The sequence below is a fragment of the Microbacterium sp. HD4P20 genome (assembly GCF_019449275.2).
GTDB lineage: Bacteria > Actinomycetota > Actinomycetes > Actinomycetales > Microbacteriaceae > Microbacterium.
This window is the reverse complement of sequence record NZ_JAHZQZ020000017.1, coordinates 43,086-59,733: the sequence shown is the minus strand read 5'-3', so window position 1 is coordinate 59,733 and position 16,648 is coordinate 43,086. Positions and strand designations below refer to the sequence as shown.

General features: G+C 69.0%; 11 protein-coding genes. 5 read left to right on the top strand and 6 right to left on the bottom strand.

Annotation, left to right across the window (positions count from 1 at the left end):
* Positions 1 to 47 precede the first annotated feature (47 nt).
* The gene (locus K0817_RS12400) at positions 48 to 1,280 is read right to left on the bottom strand and encodes a low temperature requirement protein A (RefSeq protein ID WP_219981823.1); all 1,233 of its coding nucleotides are present in this window, start codon (positions 1,278 to 1,280) and stop codon (positions 48 to 50) included.
* Positions 1,281 to 1,399: 119 nt separating this feature from the next.
* Here K0817_RS12400 and ispG point away from each other — a divergent pair, with 119 nt between their 5' ends.
* Positions 1,400 to 2,530, top strand: coding sequence for a flavodoxin-dependent (E)-4-hydroxy-3-methylbut-2-enyl-diphosphate synthase (gene ispG / locus K0817_RS12395; protein ID WP_219981986.1), 1,131 nt, complete (start codon positions 1,400 to 1,402; stop codon positions 2,528 to 2,530).
* Between the two features lie 40 nt (positions 2,531 to 2,570).
* On the opposite strand, the gene K0817_RS12390 is transcribed toward ispG, so the two are convergent.
* The gene (locus K0817_RS12390) at positions 2,571 to 3,995 is read right to left on the bottom strand and encodes an RNB domain-containing ribonuclease (protein WP_219981822.1); all 1,425 of its coding nucleotides are present in this window, start codon (positions 3,993 to 3,995) and stop codon (positions 2,571 to 2,573) included.
* Positions 3,996 to 4,051: 56 nt separating this feature from the next.
* Between K0817_RS12390 and K0817_RS12385 the strand changes: the two genes are divergently transcribed.
* Positions 4,052 to 5,239 carry a benzoate/H(+) symporter BenE family transporter gene (locus K0817_RS12385; protein WP_219981821.1) on the top strand — a complete coding sequence of 396 codons (1,188 nt, stop codon included), beginning with the start codon at positions 4,052 to 4,054 and terminating at the stop codon, positions 5,237 to 5,239.
* A 17-nt stretch (positions 5,240 to 5,256) separates the two neighbouring features.
* Here K0817_RS12385 and pcp read toward each other — a convergent pair whose 3' ends face one another.
* Positions 5,257 to 5,892 carry a pyroglutamyl-peptidase I gene (gene pcp, locus K0817_RS12380; RefSeq protein WP_219981820.1) on the bottom strand — a complete coding sequence of 212 codons (636 nt, stop codon included), beginning with the start codon at positions 5,890 to 5,892 and terminating at the stop codon, positions 5,257 to 5,259.
* Positions 5,893 to 5,991: 99 nt separating this feature from the next.
* On the opposite strand from pcp, the gene K0817_RS12375 reads away from it, so the two are divergent.
* From K0817_RS12375 to K0817_RS12365, 3 genes are all read left to right on the top strand, one after another.
* On the top strand, positions 5,992 to 7,791 hold the full coding sequence (locus K0817_RS12375; protein ID WP_219981819.1) for a proline--tRNA ligase: 1,800 nt from the start codon (positions 5,992 to 5,994) through the stop codon (positions 7,789 to 7,791).
* Positions 7,792 to 7,849: 58 nt separating this feature from the next.
* Positions 7,850 to 8,908 carry a TIGR00730 family Rossman fold protein gene (locus K0817_RS12370; protein WP_219981818.1) on the top strand — a complete coding sequence of 353 codons (1,059 nt, stop codon included), beginning with the start codon at positions 7,850 to 7,852 and terminating at the stop codon, positions 8,906 to 8,908.
* Positions 8,909 to 9,125: 217 nt separating this feature from the next.
* Entirely contained in the window at positions 9,126 to 11,156 is a 2,031-nt protein-coding gene (locus tag K0817_RS12365; protein ID WP_219981985.1) for a PhoX family phosphatase, read from the top strand.
* 60 nt (positions 11,157 to 11,216) lie between these two features.
* Here the strand turns inward: K0817_RS12365 and K0817_RS12360 are convergent, their stop codons facing one another.
* The 3 genes from K0817_RS12360 to K0817_RS12350 form a co-directional block, all read right to left on the bottom strand.
* Entirely contained in the window at positions 11,217 to 12,023 is an 807-nt protein-coding gene (locus K0817_RS12360; RefSeq protein ID WP_219981817.1) for a DUF1206 domain-containing protein, read from the bottom strand.
* 48 nt (positions 12,024 to 12,071) lie between these two features.
* Positions 12,072 to 13,574 carry a sodium:alanine symporter family protein gene (locus tag K0817_RS12355; protein ID WP_219981816.1) on the bottom strand — a complete coding sequence of 501 codons (1,503 nt, stop codon included), beginning with the start codon at positions 13,572 to 13,574 and terminating at the stop codon, positions 12,072 to 12,074.
* Between the two features lie 421 nt (positions 13,575 to 13,995).
* Positions 13,996 to 16,530: a LamG-like jellyroll fold domain-containing protein gene (locus K0817_RS12350; RefSeq protein ID WP_219981815.1), complete on the bottom strand. Its 2,535-nt coding sequence runs from the start codon at positions 16,528 to 16,530 to the stop codon at positions 13,996 to 13,998.
* Between the last annotated feature and the right edge of the window lie 118 nt (positions 16,531 to 16,648).

Below are 16,648 nucleotides of genomic sequence, written 5' to 3'. Positions count from 1 at the left end.
GACATGCGCCGAACCTACCACAGGCCCACGCCGCGGCTCAGCCGCGATCAGCGCGTGACGCGTTCCAGCATCGCGGCGCCGTGGCGCCACCCGACCGTCTCGTACCCGACCACCACGACGGCCGGCGAGCAGGCGATGAGGATCATTCCGAGTCCCAGCGATGCGCCGAGGGCGACGGCCGCGACCCCGGCGGCCAGCATCAGCACGACGCCGAGATACAGCCACAGATGGAACGGATCGAGCTGTTGCACCATGAACGCGTAGAGCCCGAACAGCAGGGTCTCGAACGCGAGCACCGGGATGGCGATCGAGGTTGCCGCGAAGACGGCGTCGACATGCGCCTCGTGAGCGATCACGTTCGCTGCCACGTGCAGTCCGGCCCCGACGGCGACGAGGGAGCCGAACAGGGCCATCTGGAGGTATCCCCACAACCACGCACGGCCGCGGTGGTGCTCGAGGATCGCGCCCCACGGAATCGCGAAGTACATCCACCACATCCCGAACGTCAGAGCCACTCCGCTGAAGGCGATGACCGCGGTCTCGAGCGTCCACCCCTGCTCCGAGACCAGTGCGGAGATCGTGAGGATCGTGCCGAGGATGACCTCTCCCAGCGTGATGATGACGAGCAGTCCGTATCGCTCGGCGATGTGGTGGGCATGCCACGGCGTGCGCCCGAAGCGCAGCTCGGCGAACATGGGGCCCGCCATCTCGAACAGCGCCAGCAGCGCCGCGAAGAGGAGTGTCGTGCCGACCGGCAGGCTCAGGAAGATGAGGACGATCCACCCCACCTGCGCGATCGATATGTTCACCGCGTAGGCGATGCAGGTGCTGCGCCGCTTCGGGTCGTGACGGGCCGCCCGCAGCCACAGCGCGACCGTCGCGACACGCATGACCACGTAGCCGGCGACCATCACGGTGTTGTCGAGGTGTGCGCCCGCCTCGATCGAGTGGAAGACGTCCGGCACGCCGAGGGCCACCACGAGGACGCCGATCATCACCACCATCGTCGCGAGTCGGAAGAAGATGTCGTCGGTGTCGTAGCCCGATGCCAGCCACGAGTAGTTGATCCACGCCCACGCGACGGCGAAGGTCGTGAACGCCAAGCCGATCACCGCGTTGGCGACATGCCCGAGTTCCAGCAGGTGCGCCGTCTGAGTTCCGATCTGGCTGAACGCCACCACGAAAACGAGGTCGAACAGCAGCTCGAGAGGGGTCGCCGCGCGATGCGCCTGATGCGGATCGCGTCCCGTCATGCGTGTCAGGTGGTGGCTCAGGCTCATGCCGGGAAGATACACCGCGCACGCGGCCTGACTGCGACGCGGCATGCGATCAGCTCACCGCCAGCCGGTGCACATGCACCGCGCGTAGGCTGGAGGACGTGCCAGCCGTGAATCTCGGGATGCCCAAGGTCCCCGAAACTCTCGCCCCCCGCCGCAAGAGCCGACAGATCAAGGTCGGCAAGGTGCTCGTCGGGGGAGATGCTCCCGTCAGCGTCCAGTCGATGACGACCACGCCGACCACGAACATCAACGCGACGCTGCAGCAGATCGCCGAGCTCACCGCGTCGGGTTGTGAGATCGTGCGCGTCGCGGTGCCGTCGCAGGACGACGCCGATGTGCTGCACATCATCGCCAAGAAGAGTCAGATCCCCGTGATCGCCGACATCCACTTCCAGCCGAAGTACGTCTTCCAGGCGATCGACGCCGGCTGCGCCGCGGTGCGGGTGAACCCGGGTAACATCCGCAAGTTCGACGATCAGGTGGGCGAGATCGCGGCGGCTGCCAAGGCGGCCGGCGTATCGCTGCGCATCGGTGTGAACGCGGGATCGCTCGACCCGCGCCTGCTGCAGAAGTACGGCAAGGCGACTCCCGAAGCGCTCGCCGAGAGCGCGCGGTGGGAGGCGAGCCTCTTCGAAGAGCACGACTTCCACGACTTCAAGATCTCCGTCAAGCACAACGACCCCGTCATCATGGTGCAGGCCTACCGCCTGCTGGCTGGGATGGGGGACTGGCCGCTCCACCTGGGAGTGACCGAGGCCGGACCCGCGTTCCAGGGAACCATCAAGAGCGCCACGGCCTTCGGCATCCTTCTCGGCGAAGGGATCGGCGACACCATCCGCGTCTCGCTGTCGGCGCCGCCCGCCGAAGAGGTCAAGGTCGGCCATCAGATCCTGCAGTCGCTCAACCTGCGCGAGCGCAAGCTCGAGATCGTGTCGTGCCCGTCGTGCGGTCGCGCGCAAGTCGACGTGTACTCACTGGCCGACAACGTCACCGAGGGTCTGAAAGACATGACCGTGCCGCTGCGGGTGGCCGTCATGGGCTGCGTCGTGAACGGCCCGGGCGAAGCGCGAGAGGCCGATCTCGGTGTCGCCTCGGGCAACGGCAAAGGCCAGATCTTCGTGAAGGGCCAGGTCATCAAGACCGTGCCCGAGGCCGAGATCGTCGCGACCCTCATCGAAGAGGCGAACCGCATCGCCGAAGAGATGGGTCCTGCGGCGCCCGTCGGCACGGCTCAGGTCGTCACGAGCTGAGACCGTGGCGTCCATCGAAGCCTGACCTTCGGCCCCCTCACTACACCGGCTCGAACGAGACCGTGCCGGTCGCGATGGCGCTGGCGAGCAGCCGCACGCGGACAGATTCGCCCGGCGCGCCGAAGACGCCGTCGACGGATGCCTCCACCGCCGGGTCGGTCAGCTGGATGCGGGTGTGCGCGGTGCTCTGCGCGAGGACGACCGCGTCGAACTCGTCGCCGATCCGCCCGGCGAGCAGTGCCGCCTCGATCCGGTCGATCGTGCCCGACTCGAGGCGGCCGGCGAGCCCGGAGCTGGACGCCATCGCGCGTGGCAGCGAGCCGAGCGAGGCGCGCGCCCACGCCGGCACGTCCGCTCCGCGCGAGATCGCCTCGCAGATCACCAGCCCCCAGCGGTCGACCAGCCGCCTCAACGGCGCGGTCACGTGCGCATACGGCGCGGCCAGCGCCGCCTGCATCCGCTGCTCCGGGGCGGCGCCGTCGAACGCTTCATACCCCGCGCCGCGAAAGAGGGATGCCGCATCCTGCAGGACGGCGAGCGCCCTGGGGTCTCCGCGGTCGAGGCTGCGGAGGTATTCCCCATACTCGAGGCTCTTGGCCCACGGGAGGCCGAGGAGCTCGGTCTGCCTGCGGAAGGCGGCCACCGCCTCCGGCGGCGCCGGTGGCATCGTGCGGAGGATCCCGATGCCCGCGTCGAGCATGATGCGGGCGGCGGCCATGCCGGTCAGCAGTGAGAGCTGGGCGTTCCAGTCCTCGACCGGCAGGGGCATCCGTCGTTCCAGGTCGTATCCGCCGTCGGTGAGCACGACCTCCTGGTCGGGCGCGTTCAGCGACGCCCCTCCCCGCGCGGCCTCCTGAGCGACGAGCGCCCGGCCGATGTCGGGGAGCGGCGCCAGTCCCTCGGGGGCGCCGCCATTCTCCAGCGCGCGCTGCGCTTCGTCGTACGTCCACTGCTGCCGCGACCGGATCAGCGCGCGGGTGAGTGTCGTCTCGCGCAGCGCCCCGTCGGCGTCGAGCGCGAACCGCCACACGAAGGCGCGCCTCGTGCGGTGGGGAAGCAGCGATCCGGCATCCTCCGATATGACCGGCGGATGCAGGGGCACGCGGCCGTCGGCGGCGTACAGCGTCTGCCCCCGCCGACGGGCTTCGATATCAAGAGCACCGCCGGGAGCGACGAAGAACGGCACATCGGCGATCGCATAGCGCACGGTGAACCCGGCCGCAGTAGCCGTCAAGTGCATTGCCTGGTCGAGATCGGTCGAGCCGGCCGGATCGATGGTGAAGAACTCGACGTCCGTCAGATCGGGCAGTTCGCCGAGCGGTTCGGCCGCAGCTTCGCGTGCCTCGGCCTCGACGTCGGCGGGAAACGCCTCTGTGACATCGAGCTCCGCACGCAGGTTCGCGAGGGCCGCTGCCAGCTCGCTCTGCGCCGCCGAGGGGGACAGTCGTGCCGTGCGACGCGTCATGCCCCCGACCCTACCGAGGCGCGCCGACGCCGCGATCCGCTACCGTCGGGAATCTCATGAGCGACACGCACACCCGCGCACCATTGTCCCGCCCGATCGTCGCCGGGATCGTCACCGCACTGGTCGGCGTCACGAGCTCGTTCGCGGTCGTCCTCACCGGCCTCGACGCCGTCGGCGCATCGAGCGCACAGGCCGCGAGCGGGCTGCTGGTGCTCTGCCTCACGATGGGGACGGCCGGCATCGTGCTCGCGTGGCGGTACCGGATGCCGATCACGGTGGCGTGGTCGACCCCCGGGGCGGCCGTGCTCGCGACGACGGGCGCTGTCGAGGGCGGCTGGCCTGCGGCCGTCGGCGCCTTCTTCGTGACGTCGGGACTGATCCTCCTGACCGCGCTGTGGCCGCAGCTCGGACGCCTCATCGCGCGCATCCCTCCGTCGATCGCGCAGGCGATGCTGGCCGGGGTTCTGCTGCCGCTGTGCCTGGCTCCGGTGACGGGCATCGTGGCAAACCCGTGGGGCGTGGTGCCGGTGATTCTCACGTGGCTGGTCTTCGTCCGGCTCGCGCCGCGCTGGGCCGTGCCGCTGGCGTTCGTCGCGGCATCCGCCGTCGTCGGCGTGCACGTCGTGACCACCGGAGCGGTGATCGATCCCGCGGTCTTCGTGCCCCGACTCGATTTCACCGCGCCGACGCTCACCTTCGGCGCCGTCGTCGGGCTCGCGCTGCCGCTGTTCCTGGTCACGATGGCCTCGCAGAACGTGCCGGGCGTCGCGATCATGCGCAGCTTCGGCTACGAGGTGCCATGGCGTCCGGCGATGCTGGTCACCGGCCTCGGCACCGCGCTGGGTGCTTCCGCAGGCGGCCACGCCATCAACCTCGCCGCGATCAGTGCGGCGCTCGCCGCGGCGCCCGACGCCGACCCCGACTCGAAGCGTCGGTGGGTCGCGGGCGTGTCTACCGGCGCCAGCGGGATCGTGCTCGGCGGCCTGTCGGCCGCGCTCGTGGCTCTCGTCGTGGTGGCGCCGGACGCTGTCATCCCCGCCGTCGCCGGCATCGCACTGTTCGGCGCCTTCGGGGGTGCTGTCCAGCAGGCCATCGACGACCCGGGGGAGCGCCTGCCCGCGGTGGTCACCTTCCTCGTGGCAGCGTCGGGCATCGCGATCGCCGGCGTGAGTGCCGCGTTCTGGGCTCTGGTCGCGGGCCTCGTGGTGCGCGAGGTGCTGCACGTGGGCCGTCGGTCGCGCTGACCCGGCCCCGCCGGACGTCAGTGGAGGGCGCCTGTCGGGATAGAGGCATCCTCGGTCAGGTCGAGGCTCGTGCGCACCGCGATCTCGAGGGCACGGACGATGTCGGCGAGCGGAAGCGTCGCCACCTCGGACGTCGGCGCGTGCTCGGCAGACCAGGGGACATGGATGAATCCCGCGCGGGAATCGGATGCCGCCACCTCGAGGGCCGTGAAGAACACGTGGTTGCAGACGAAGGTGCCGGCGGTGTGCGAGACCTCGGCAAGGATTCCCGCGTCCGAGAGGCGACGCGCGATCTCTTTCACCGGCAGGGTCGCGAAGCGCGCGGTCGGGGCGCCCTCGATGCTGGGCACGTCGACCGGCTGCACACCGTCGTTGTCGGGAATGCGCGCGTCGATGAGGTTCACCGCGATCCGCTCGACGCCGATGGCGGCGCGGCCCTCGGCGAGACCGGTCGCGATGACGACGTCCGGGCGGTGTTCGGCGACGAGCTCACGCAGGCGCTCAGCGGCTCCCGCGAACGTGACCGGCAGCACGGTGGTCACGAGGTCCTCCGGACCGCTCCAGCGTGCCGACATCTCGCGAACGGCGTCGCCCGAGGGATTGGTCGGGTCTCCGCCGAACGGCTCGAACCCGGTGAGGAGCACTGTGGTCACCCCGCAAGCCTAGGCCGACCGCGAACGCCGGCCCCGATGCGAGCCGCATCACCCGACCGAGGCGGGCCGCGGCATCCGGCCGCCCTAGACTTGACCCTCGTGGTCACCCGTCTGTCGCACTTCTTCCTCCGCACGCTTCGCGAAGACCCCGCCGATGCGGAGGTCACGAGCCATCGGCTGCTCGTGCGCGCCGGCTACATCCGGCGCAACGCGCCCGGCATCTTCGCGTGGCTGCCGCTGGGGCTGAAAGTCAAAGCGAGGATCGAGAAGGTCATCCGCGACGAGATGGCGGCCGCGGGCGCCTACGAAGTGCACTTCCCCGCTCTGCTGCCGCGGGAGCCGTACGAGGCGTCGGGCCGGTGGGAATCCTACGGCGACGGCATCTTCCGGCTGCAGGACCGGAAGGGCGCCGACTATCTGCTCGCGCCGACGCACGAGGAGATGTTCACCCTCCTCGTGAAGGACCTGTACTCGTCGTACAAGGACCTGCCGCTGGCGATCTACCAGATCCAGGACAAGTACCGCGATGAGGCACGTCCTCGCGCCGGGCTGCTGCGTGGTCGCGAGTTCACGATGAAGGACGCGTACTCGTTCGACTACACGGACGAAGGGCTGGATGCCTCCTACCAGCGCCAGCGCGACGCCTACGAGCGCATCTTCCAGAAGCTGGGCCTGGAGTATGTGATCGTGCAGGCCGACAACGGACTGATGGGCGGCGCTCGTTCCGAGGAGTTCCTGCACCCGACTCCGGTCGGGGAGGACACCTTCGTTCGCTCAGCCGGCGGGTATGCCGCCAACGTCGAGGCGTACACGACCACTGCGCCCGCTTCGATCCCGTTCGACGGGATCGGTGCGCCGGTCATCTTCGACTCGCCGAACACCCCGACGATTCAGACGCTCGTGGACCACGCGAACGCCCACCTGGACGCCCCGGCGCCGGGCATCGCCGGCCCCTCGACCGACGGAGTGGCCGAGTGGACGGCCGCCCACACCCTCAAGAACGTCGTGCTCGCACTGACGCACCTCGACGGTTCGCGGGAGCTTGTCATCGTCGGGCTCCCCGGCGACCGCGACATCGACGACAAGCGCGTCGAGGTCGCCTTCGCGCCGGCGGTCGTCGAGCAGGCCACCGAGGCAGACTTCGAACGCCACCCGCTGCTGGTCAAGGGATACATCGGGCCGTGGTCCGAGACGGGGCCGATCCTCGGTGAGGAGTCGGCCACCGGCATCCGCTACCTGCTGGATCCGCGCGTCGTGGACGGCACCGCGTGGGTCACCGGCGCCAACATCGACGAGAAGCACGTCCACACCCTGGTGGCCGGGCGCGACTTCACCGCAGACGGATTCGTGGAGGTGGCCAGTGTTCGAGCCGGTGACCCCGCGCCGGATGGCTCCGGCCCGGTCGAGCTGGCGCGCGGCATGGAGATCGGTCACGTCTTCCAGCTGGGGCGGTTCTTCGCCGAGACTCTGGGCCTGAAGGTCCTCGACGAGAACGGCAAGCTCGTCACCGTGACGATGGGCTCCTACGGGATCGGCGTCACCCGCATCCTCGCGATCATCGCCGAGCTGAACAACGACGAGAAGGGCCTGATCTGGCCGGCGTCGGTGGCGCCGTTCGACGTGCACGTGGTGGCCACCGGTCGCGAGCCCGTCGTGTTCGAGGTGTCGGAGCAGCTGACGGCCGAGCTCGAGGCATCCGGTCTCGATGTTCTCTATGACGACCGCCCGAAGGTCTCGCCCGGCGTGAAATTCGGCGATGCCGAGCTGGTGGGCGTGCCCCAGATCGTGATCGTCGGCCGCGGCGCGGCTGACGGGCAGGTGGAGCTGTGGGACCGCCGCACCGGCGACCGCGAGGTCGTTCCGGTGGCGGAAGTGGCTGTGCGGCTCGCGGCGCGCTGACGCCGCCCACAGCCCGGGATCGAGCCCGCACCGCGCGTCGACGTGCAACGCTGGAGGCATGCACGACGATGCCGCAGTGACTTCCGAGGTGACCGACGATCTGCGCCGCGTGATCGCGGACGCCGGCATCACCGAGAACATCGACCTCGTCGCCCGGATTCTGGTGACCGGTGTCGGCCTCGGGCTCGATGAGGCGAACCGCCTCGACCTGAAGATCACGACAGCCGCGCTCACCGAGATGCGCGCGGCGTTCCGCCTCTTCGCGCCGTACGAGGACGTGCCCAAGGTCACGATCTTCGGCTCCGCCCGCACACTCCCGGAGCAGCACGTCTACCGTGCCGCCGCCGAAGTCGCCCGAGCGCTCGCCGAGAGCGGGTGGATGGTGGTCACGGGGGCCGGCCCGGGCATCATGCAGGCCGCGGCGGAAGGGGCAGGACCTGACCGCTCGCTCGGTGTGTCGATCCGGCTGCCGTTCGAGGAGAAGCCCAACGCCGTCATCGCCGCCAATGCGCGCAACGTGGCGATGAAGTACTTCTTCACCCGCAAGCTGATGCTGGTCAAGGAGTCCCACGGCTTCGTGTGCGTGCCCGGCGGATTCGGCACGCTGGACGAGCTGTTCGAACTGCTCACCCTGCAGCAGACCGGCAAGGCCGAGCCCACCCCGATCGTGCTGCTGGACGAGCCCGGCGGCATGTTCTGGCGCGGCCTGCAGCGCTTCGTCGACGAGCAGCTCGTGGCCGGCCGCGTGATCTCGCCCGGCGACTTCGACCGCGTCCTGGTCACCGACTCGGTGGAGGCGGCGGCGCGCGAGATCACCGACTTCTGGCGCAACTACGATTCGCTGCGCTGGGTCGGTGATCGTCTGGTGCTGCGCGTACGGGCCGAGCCCACCGACGCCGAGGTCGAGAGCCTCAACGAGCGGTTCGGCCCCCTCATCCTCTCCGGACGCATCCAGCGCCGCGGCGCCCTGCGTCGCGAGCGGGATGACGATGACCGCGTCGATCTGCCGCGCCTGGTGCTGCGTCTCAACCAGGTGCACGTCGGCGAGCTGCATCGCCTGATCCGTGCCGTCAACAGCCTCGACTCCGCCCCGAAGGGGCCGGCCCGCGCCGCCTGACGCGTCATCCGCACCGCGCTTCGCCGATGGCGAGAGCGGGTGGATGCCGCATGAGCGCGCTCTCATCGGCTCGTCGCGTTCCGTTCACCCGGCGTTTCGGAGCGTGTTCGCGGACGCGAGGATCCTGACGGCCATCCGAACGTCAGGGAGGGCGTCCACCGTGAGCATCGTCGAAAACCCCCGCACCTCGCAGCCGAGCCCGCGCACCTCGCTGCCGATGGCCGATCACGTCCGCGGCAAGCGGTCAGCGGTCACCTGCCAGTACAAGTGCGCCAACGCCTGCCTCGGCCCCGAGTGCAACACGTCGTCCAACGCGCACTTTCGCGACGTCGCGTCGGCGGCGCTGTCGCGCCGCGCGCTGCTGGGCCTCGGTGCCGCGGGCGCTGTCGCCATCGCGGTCGGCGCGTTCCGCACCTCGGCGCCGACGTCGGCTCCCGCCGCGGCCGGCGTGAGCGGCCCCGGCGCTGCGTTCGCACGACCGGGCACCGCGGGCCTGGCGTTCGAGCCCATCGCCCCCGTCGCACGGACGGTGGACGCCTTCACCGTGCCCGCCGGCTACACCTGGAGCCCCATCATCCGCTGGGGCGACCCGCTCTTCTCGAGCGCGCCGACGTTCGACATCCTGGCGCAGTCACCACAGGCGCAGGGTCTGCAGTTCGGATACAACTGCGACTACCTCGACATCCTCGCCGACCCGAACGGCAAGCGGGGCGTCCTCGTCACCAATCACGAATACGTCAATCCGGGCATCATGTTCCCGCCGTCCAGCGACCCCGCCGAGCTGCGCCGCCGCAGCGAGATCTACAAGGCTGCACAGGGCCTGTCGGTGGTCGAGTTGGAGCGGCGGCGGACCGGCGAGCCCTGGCGCTACGTCGTCGACGGTCGCCGCAACCGGCGCATCACCGTCGAGACGGTCTTCGAGCTGACCGGCCCCGCTGCAGGCACCGACCTGATGAAGACCGCCGACGACCCGGAGGGGCGCTGGGTGCGCGGTACGCTCGGCAACTGCGCCGGCGGCACCACGCCGTGGGGGACCATCCTCTCGGGCGAAGAGAACTTCAACGGATACTTCGCGTGGGCCGCCGACACCCCTGGGCAGAAGCGCTACCAGTCGTCCGCGTCCACCTCGACCTCGACGGGCTGGGAGACCTACGACCCCCGGTTCAACGCTCACGACCCGGGCTTCGTCAACGAGCCGAACCGGTTCGGCTACATCGTCGAGATCGACCCGGATGACCCGACGTCGACGCCGCGCAAGCACACCGCGATGGGCCGCATGAAGCACGAGGGCGCGAACGTCATCGTGGGCCAGGACAAGCGCGTGGTGGCGTACATGGGCGACGACGAGCGCAACGACTACCTGTACAAGTTCGTCTCGAAGCACAGGATCTCGGGCTCGCGCAAGAAGAACATGCGCCTCCTCGCCGAGGGCGACCTCTACGTGGCCAAGTTCACCGGCGACTCCCCGGCTTCCGAGATCACCGGCACCGGCGCCCTGCCTGCCGACGGCCAGTTCGACGGCAGCGGCCAGTGGATCCCGCTGACCCAGAACGGCGCGTCGGTCGTCCCGGGATTCAGCACGGAAGAGGTACTCGTCTACACCCGTCTGGCGGCGGATGCCGTCGGCGCGACGAAGATGGACCGCCCCGAGGACGTCGAACCCAACCCGAAGACCGGCAAGGTATACCTCGCTCTGACCAACAACTCGCAGCGCGGCAGCGCGTCGCCGCTGGACGAGGCGAACCCCGTGACCGGCAACCGCTACGGTCACGTCATCGAGCTCACCGAAACCGCTGGACAGTCGGGCACGACCTTCGGCTGGAGCATCCTGCTCCTCTGCGGCGACCCGGCCACGAACGCGAACACGTACTTCGCCGGGTTCCCGTCGGAGCTCGTCTCGCCGATCTCGTGCCCGGACAACGTCGCGTTCGACTCGGAGGGCAACCTCTGGATCTCGACCGACGGCGCGCCGAGCACCATCGGCTACAACGACGCGCTCTACAAGGTGCCGCTCGAGGGACCCGAGCGCGGTCATGTGCAGCAGTTCCTCGCCGTCCCGCGTGACGCCGAGACATGCGGGCCCGTCATCCACGACCGTGAAGGTCTGGTGTTCGTTGCGGTGCAGCATCCCGGCGAAGACGGTACCTTCGACGCGCCGACCTCGATCTTCCCCGACTACGGCTCGACCGCGCCCGGCGCCGTGCCCAACGCTCCGCGCCCTTCGGTCGTGCAGGTGTATCGCGCCTGATCGACCCGGCACGTCCGCGGCGCCTGCGACCTTCCGGGGTTGCAGGCGCCGCCGTGATTCTCAGAGGCGCCGGAATCGAGCCGACAGCACGAGGAACACTCCGTACGCCATCAGACCGAGGCCGATCGCCGCGCACACCGCCGGTCCATACGAGAGCGCGGTCAGTCCGTCGAGTGCGGCGTCGAGCGCGCCCGTGTCGTCGGCATCGATCTTCACCGATGCGACGACCAAGAGCACTCCGACGGTGACGAGGGCGACGCCTTTCGCGACGTACCCCACGACGGCGAGCCCGTTCACCACGATGCCCGAGCGCCCCTCGGGTAGCGCGAAGCCCTCGAGGAACTTGCGACGGATGCCGACTATCCCGAACACGATGCCGCTCACGCCGATGCCGGCGCCGATCAGCCCGAGTACCCACGGGCCGCCCGGCACATCGAGAAGCCCGCGACTGGCGTCCTGAACGCTCTCGTCCGGATCGGGACGCGCGCCGATCGCGACAGCCGCGGCGATGGCGGCGAGAGCGAGGAAGACTGCCGCCTTGCCCCACTCGGTGATGCGCGCACCCCACTTGCGCGGACGGCTGCCGCGGGGCACCAGGACGCCCTCGAGGATCTCCCACAGGCCGAGGGCCGTCAGCGCGATCGCGGCGACCCACAGGACGACGAAGCCCAGGGGCGCGCCGGCGATGGCGCGGAATGCGCCGGGCTGGTCGGTCTCGCCGTCCCCTCCGAAGGCGACCACGACCGTGAAGACGCCGATCAGGATGTGGACGAGTCCGTCCGCGACGTAGCCGCCGCGAGCGAGAGCCTCGAAGATCGGGTTGGCCTCGGCGCGGCGCGCTGCCGACCTCACCTCAGCGCGTGCCATGGGGTCAGCATAGAGACCGTGCCCAGGGGTGGAGGGAGGGCTTGCTTCTCAGCGTTCGCTCTGCAGGTGGTCCCGGTGCTTCTGGCTCTGCCGCCGCCTGGTGACCACATCGATCGGCCCGGTGACCGAGAGCTCGTCCTCCCACACGGCGATGCCGTCGATATCGGGCATCCGATCCCGTGTGAAGACCGGATCGCGTCCCTCACGCCGCTGCCACGTGTAGTCCTTGAGCAGGCGGAACGCGATGCCCGAAAGCAGCCCGATCGCGATCAGGTTCGTGAGCGCCATGAGTCCCATGACGCCGTCCGCGAAGCTCCACACCAGGTCGGCGCCGACGACGGAGCCCGCGAGGACTGCGATCACCACCAGCGTCCGGTAGCCGGCGAGCACGCCGCGGTGCGGAGTGATGAACTCGATGTTCGATTCGCCGTAGTAGTAGTTGCCGAGGATGGACGAGAACGCGAGAAGGAAGATGATGACGCTGAGCGCGATGTTCGACCACTCGCCGAGCGTTCCGACCAGAGCCCCTTGCGTCAGCCCGATGCCCCGCGTCGCGGTGCTCAGGTCCGGGACGGACACCAGGATGATGAACGCGGTGATGGAGCACACCAGGAACGTGTCGAAGTACACCCCGAGCGTCTGTACGAGCCCCTGCTTGACCGGGTGCGTGACGGCAGCGCTGGCTCCCGCGTTCGGGGCGGAACCGAGGCCGGCCTCGTTGGAGAACATGCCGCGCCGCACGCCGGTCAGGACGATGTAGCCGAAGGCCGCACCGACGACTTCGTTGAAGCCCCACGCCTGCGTGAAGATCTCGGCGAACACGGCCGGCAGCCGGTCGATGTGCAGACCGACCACGACGAGGCCCAACAGGAGGTAGGCCAGAGCCATCAGCGGTACGAGCATCTGCGTCACCGAGGCGATGCGGCGCACACCGCCGAAGACGACCAGCGCCGTCAGTAGCGCCACCGCGACGCCGATCACCCAAGGCAGCCACGCCGCGGACTCGGCGCCCATGCTCGCGGTGACGGTCGCTGTGATCGTGTTGGCCTGCAGTGAGCTGAACGCGAACGGAAAGCACACGATGAGGATCACGGCGAAGACGATGCCCATCCAGCGAGCCTTCAGACCCCGCTCCATGTAATAGGCCGGTCCACCGCGGAAACCGTCGCTGTCACGCACTTTGAACAACTGCGCCAGCGACGACTCGATGAAGCTCGAGGCGCCGCCCACGAACGCCATGAGCCACATCCAGAAGACCGCCCCCGGGCCGCCGAGCGCGATCGCGGTTCCGACGCCCGCGATGTTGCCGACGCCGACGCGCGAGGCCGCCGAGATCGTGAACGCCTGGAACGCCGAAACCGACTGCGGGCGACCGTCGTCGCCGCGCGGAGTCTTGTCGGTCAGGGTGCGGAACATCTCGGGGATGAGCCGGAACTGCACCACTCCCGACCTGACGGTGAAGTAGATCCCGAGGCCCACCACGACCGGCAGGACCATCCACGTCCAGAGTCTGTCGCCCCACGTCAAGAGCCAGTCGTTCACAGCATCCATCGGCCCAGTATGTCGGCGCAGCGGTGGGCGCGGTAGTTCGTGTCGCTCTCCGCGTCGCGCCACGCTGTCGAGTCAAGGCGGCGTCAGTCGTGACGACCGTCGGTTCTGCGCCGCACGGTGGGAGGGTGCGGACCCGTGCCGGGCATCCCGGTCGATGCTGGCTGGGCGTCGGGTGTGGGAGGGCGAGATGTCGACCTGGGCACGGGGAGTTTCATCGAGAAGACCTCCGCAGGACGCCATGCGCCACTGGGCGGACGTCGGGGACGGGAGGCTCCCGTCCCCGACGGGGATGGCTACTCGAACAACGGGGGTCAAGACCCAGCCGTACGAGCCGGGCTCGACCCCGGCGTCGACCTGGAGCTTGGGGCCAGCCGTCGCGCTCCACGAACCACCGAGATGATGAGGCGGCCCCGGCCCTTGATCAGCTGGCCGGATAGGCCGCCAGCTTCGTCATGGTGACCGTCTCGCCGGCGATGGTACCGGTGACCTCAACGCTCGCCGTGCCGGCGGGAACCGAGCTCATACGAGAGTTCATCGAGACGTTCGCGGACCTTCCCGGGCCCACAGCGAGGAAGGTCTTCGAGCCGTAGGGGGTCTCGATGACGATGTCGACCGGGGAAGGCTCGTGGTTCGTCGCGACGACCGACACGTACTGCTTGCCGGCCAGGATGCGGGTGGACGCTGTGACCGCCACGGCCATCGGCTCCACCTCGAACTCGACCGTCACCGGCGTCCCGGCTCGCGTTCCGAGTGCTTGCACGAGCTCGATCGAGTTCTCACCGCGAACCAGGCCCTCGGCGATCTGGAGCTCCCACGTACCGTCGGCGGTCACCATCGTGCGGGCATCCGCGGCGGTCGAGCGGACCTCGGCACCGGGGAAGCCGGTGCCGGCGAAGGTCACCGGTTCGCCCACGCCGACGGCGCCCTCAGGCGCCTGTGCGACCGTCAAGCCGCTGAGGTCCGCGCGCTGCGTCAGCCATTCGTCCGGCGTGGTCGGCCGATCGACGATGCGCGTTTCACCCACGCAGCCGTGCCAGCCGTTGCGGGCTGCGTCATCGACCCAATCCGCGCCGATGATCCAGGGCATGTCCGCCATGCCTGCCTGGCCGACGACGTTGGTCGCATTCCGCAGAACCGGAGCCCCGTCGACGTACATCGTCGTCGTCCCCGCGGCGGCGTCGTTGACCACTGCCACGTGTGACCACGCGTCGACCATGATCTCGCCCGACCAGTTCACCCGGTCGCCTTGCGTGGCGTCGGCGGGCAGGCTCGTGAACTGGAACTCGCGCAGATTCGAGATGCCCAGAGCGGTCGGCGAAGCCGTCCAATCCCACTGGGTACGAGGCGCCCCCATCAACGAACGGTTGCCGGTACGGGTGATGGCTTTCGACCATCCGTTGGTCGCGGCATCCCAGTCGGCATCCATCTTGACGAAGGTCTCGATGGTGTAGCCGTGCGTGAGGTCGGCATCGTTGATCGCCGCGTCAGCGGCGGTCGTGAGGTAACTGAAGCGCGTGCTCGACGAGTTGTCGAAGCATGCCGCGGCCCCGTCGGCGGAGAACCCGTGCACGCTGTCGCTCTCGATGGTGACGTCTTCCCACGTGGCGCCGATGGCATTCGTCTCCGCCGGGTCGACGCGGGTCAGATCGTTGTCGCCGACGATGTCCTCGATCACGGTGTCGCCGTCGATGACGCCGTCGTGGCCGTTGAATCGCCAATGGGCCAGGGTTCCTTCGGCCGGGACGAAGTCAAGCTCGTTCCCGGGCGGCTCGGTCGCGATCGGGTCGGGGCCTTCGAAGCCGTCGAGGAGGATCGAGCGCGCGGCCGCGCTCAGCGACGGCTCATCGGGGGTGCCCGCCGTGAATCCGGGGTGGAAGCCCTGGAAGCGCTCGCTGAAGTCGAAGTCGAGTGTGAAACGCTGGTGCTGACCGTCCAGGAGCGGCTGATCGTAGCTCGTGAGTGTGTCTTGGGGCTTGAAAGTCACCCAGGGCGAACCGGTCTCGAGCGAGATGGTGTCGTTCGTGAGATCGAACTCGAACAGGCCCAGGTAACCGTTGCCGCCCTCGTACGCCATCTGATAGTCCATGAGGATCTGGTGCACCGGGTGACCGAAGTCGTTGATCTTCACCTGCCGGGTCGCGCCATGGAAATGGCCATTCAGCGTCATGAAGATCTGGTCGTTGCCCTTGATGAGCTCATCCCACATCCGGGTGCTGTCACCTGTCTCGACCGGCGTCGTCTGGTCGGCGCCGACGCTGATGAGGGCGTGGTTGCTCAGGATCACCGGCACGGTCGGATGCGCGTCGAGCACGCTCTGCGCCCAGGCGAGCGTCGCGTCGGACGGTCGCCACGACAGTGCGAGCGACATGAACTGCTGTCCCTCCGCCTCGAAGATGTGGTACTGGCTCAGGCCGGTCGGGTCGCTGCCACCGTAGGTCGACTGCATCGCGGCACGTGCTTTGCCGAACCAGCGGTTGAACGGCTCAGCGGCGGCGTCGAGCTCGGTGTCCCACTTCCTGCTGTCGAGCACGTCGTGGTTCCCCGGGAGGATCGAGTAGGGCAGGCCGGCGTCGTCGAGCGTCTTCATCGCGCGGTCGGCCGCCTCCCATTCGTGCTGGGTGCCGGCACGGTCGACGACATCGCCCAGATGCGCCGTGAAGGGGATGCGAAGGGCCTCGGCGTGTTCGGCGAGCCAGTCGGTCTGGACCGAGAAGGGGTCGGTGCCGTAGCGGGGTACGAACTGGTCGGACGAGTATCGCGAATAGAACTGCGTGTCGGGCAGCACCGCGAAAGTGAACCGCGACGCGAGTTCCTCGGCGGGCGCGGACTCTTCGGCCGCGACCGCAGCGGTTGCCGGGGCGACAGCGAACACTCCCGCGGCGAGACCGGCGGTCGCGCAGAGGGCGAGACAGCGGCGCACGACGCGCCGCATCGGATGGGTTGTGGGCGAGACCACGAATGCTCCATTCATCGGGGAAGGAAGAGCGCAGCGAGATGTCGGATCGCGCAGACGCTCTCTTGCGAGGCTGACGGCGTCGAGTAACGGATTGGTTGCGCGCAGCGCATCGGCAGGT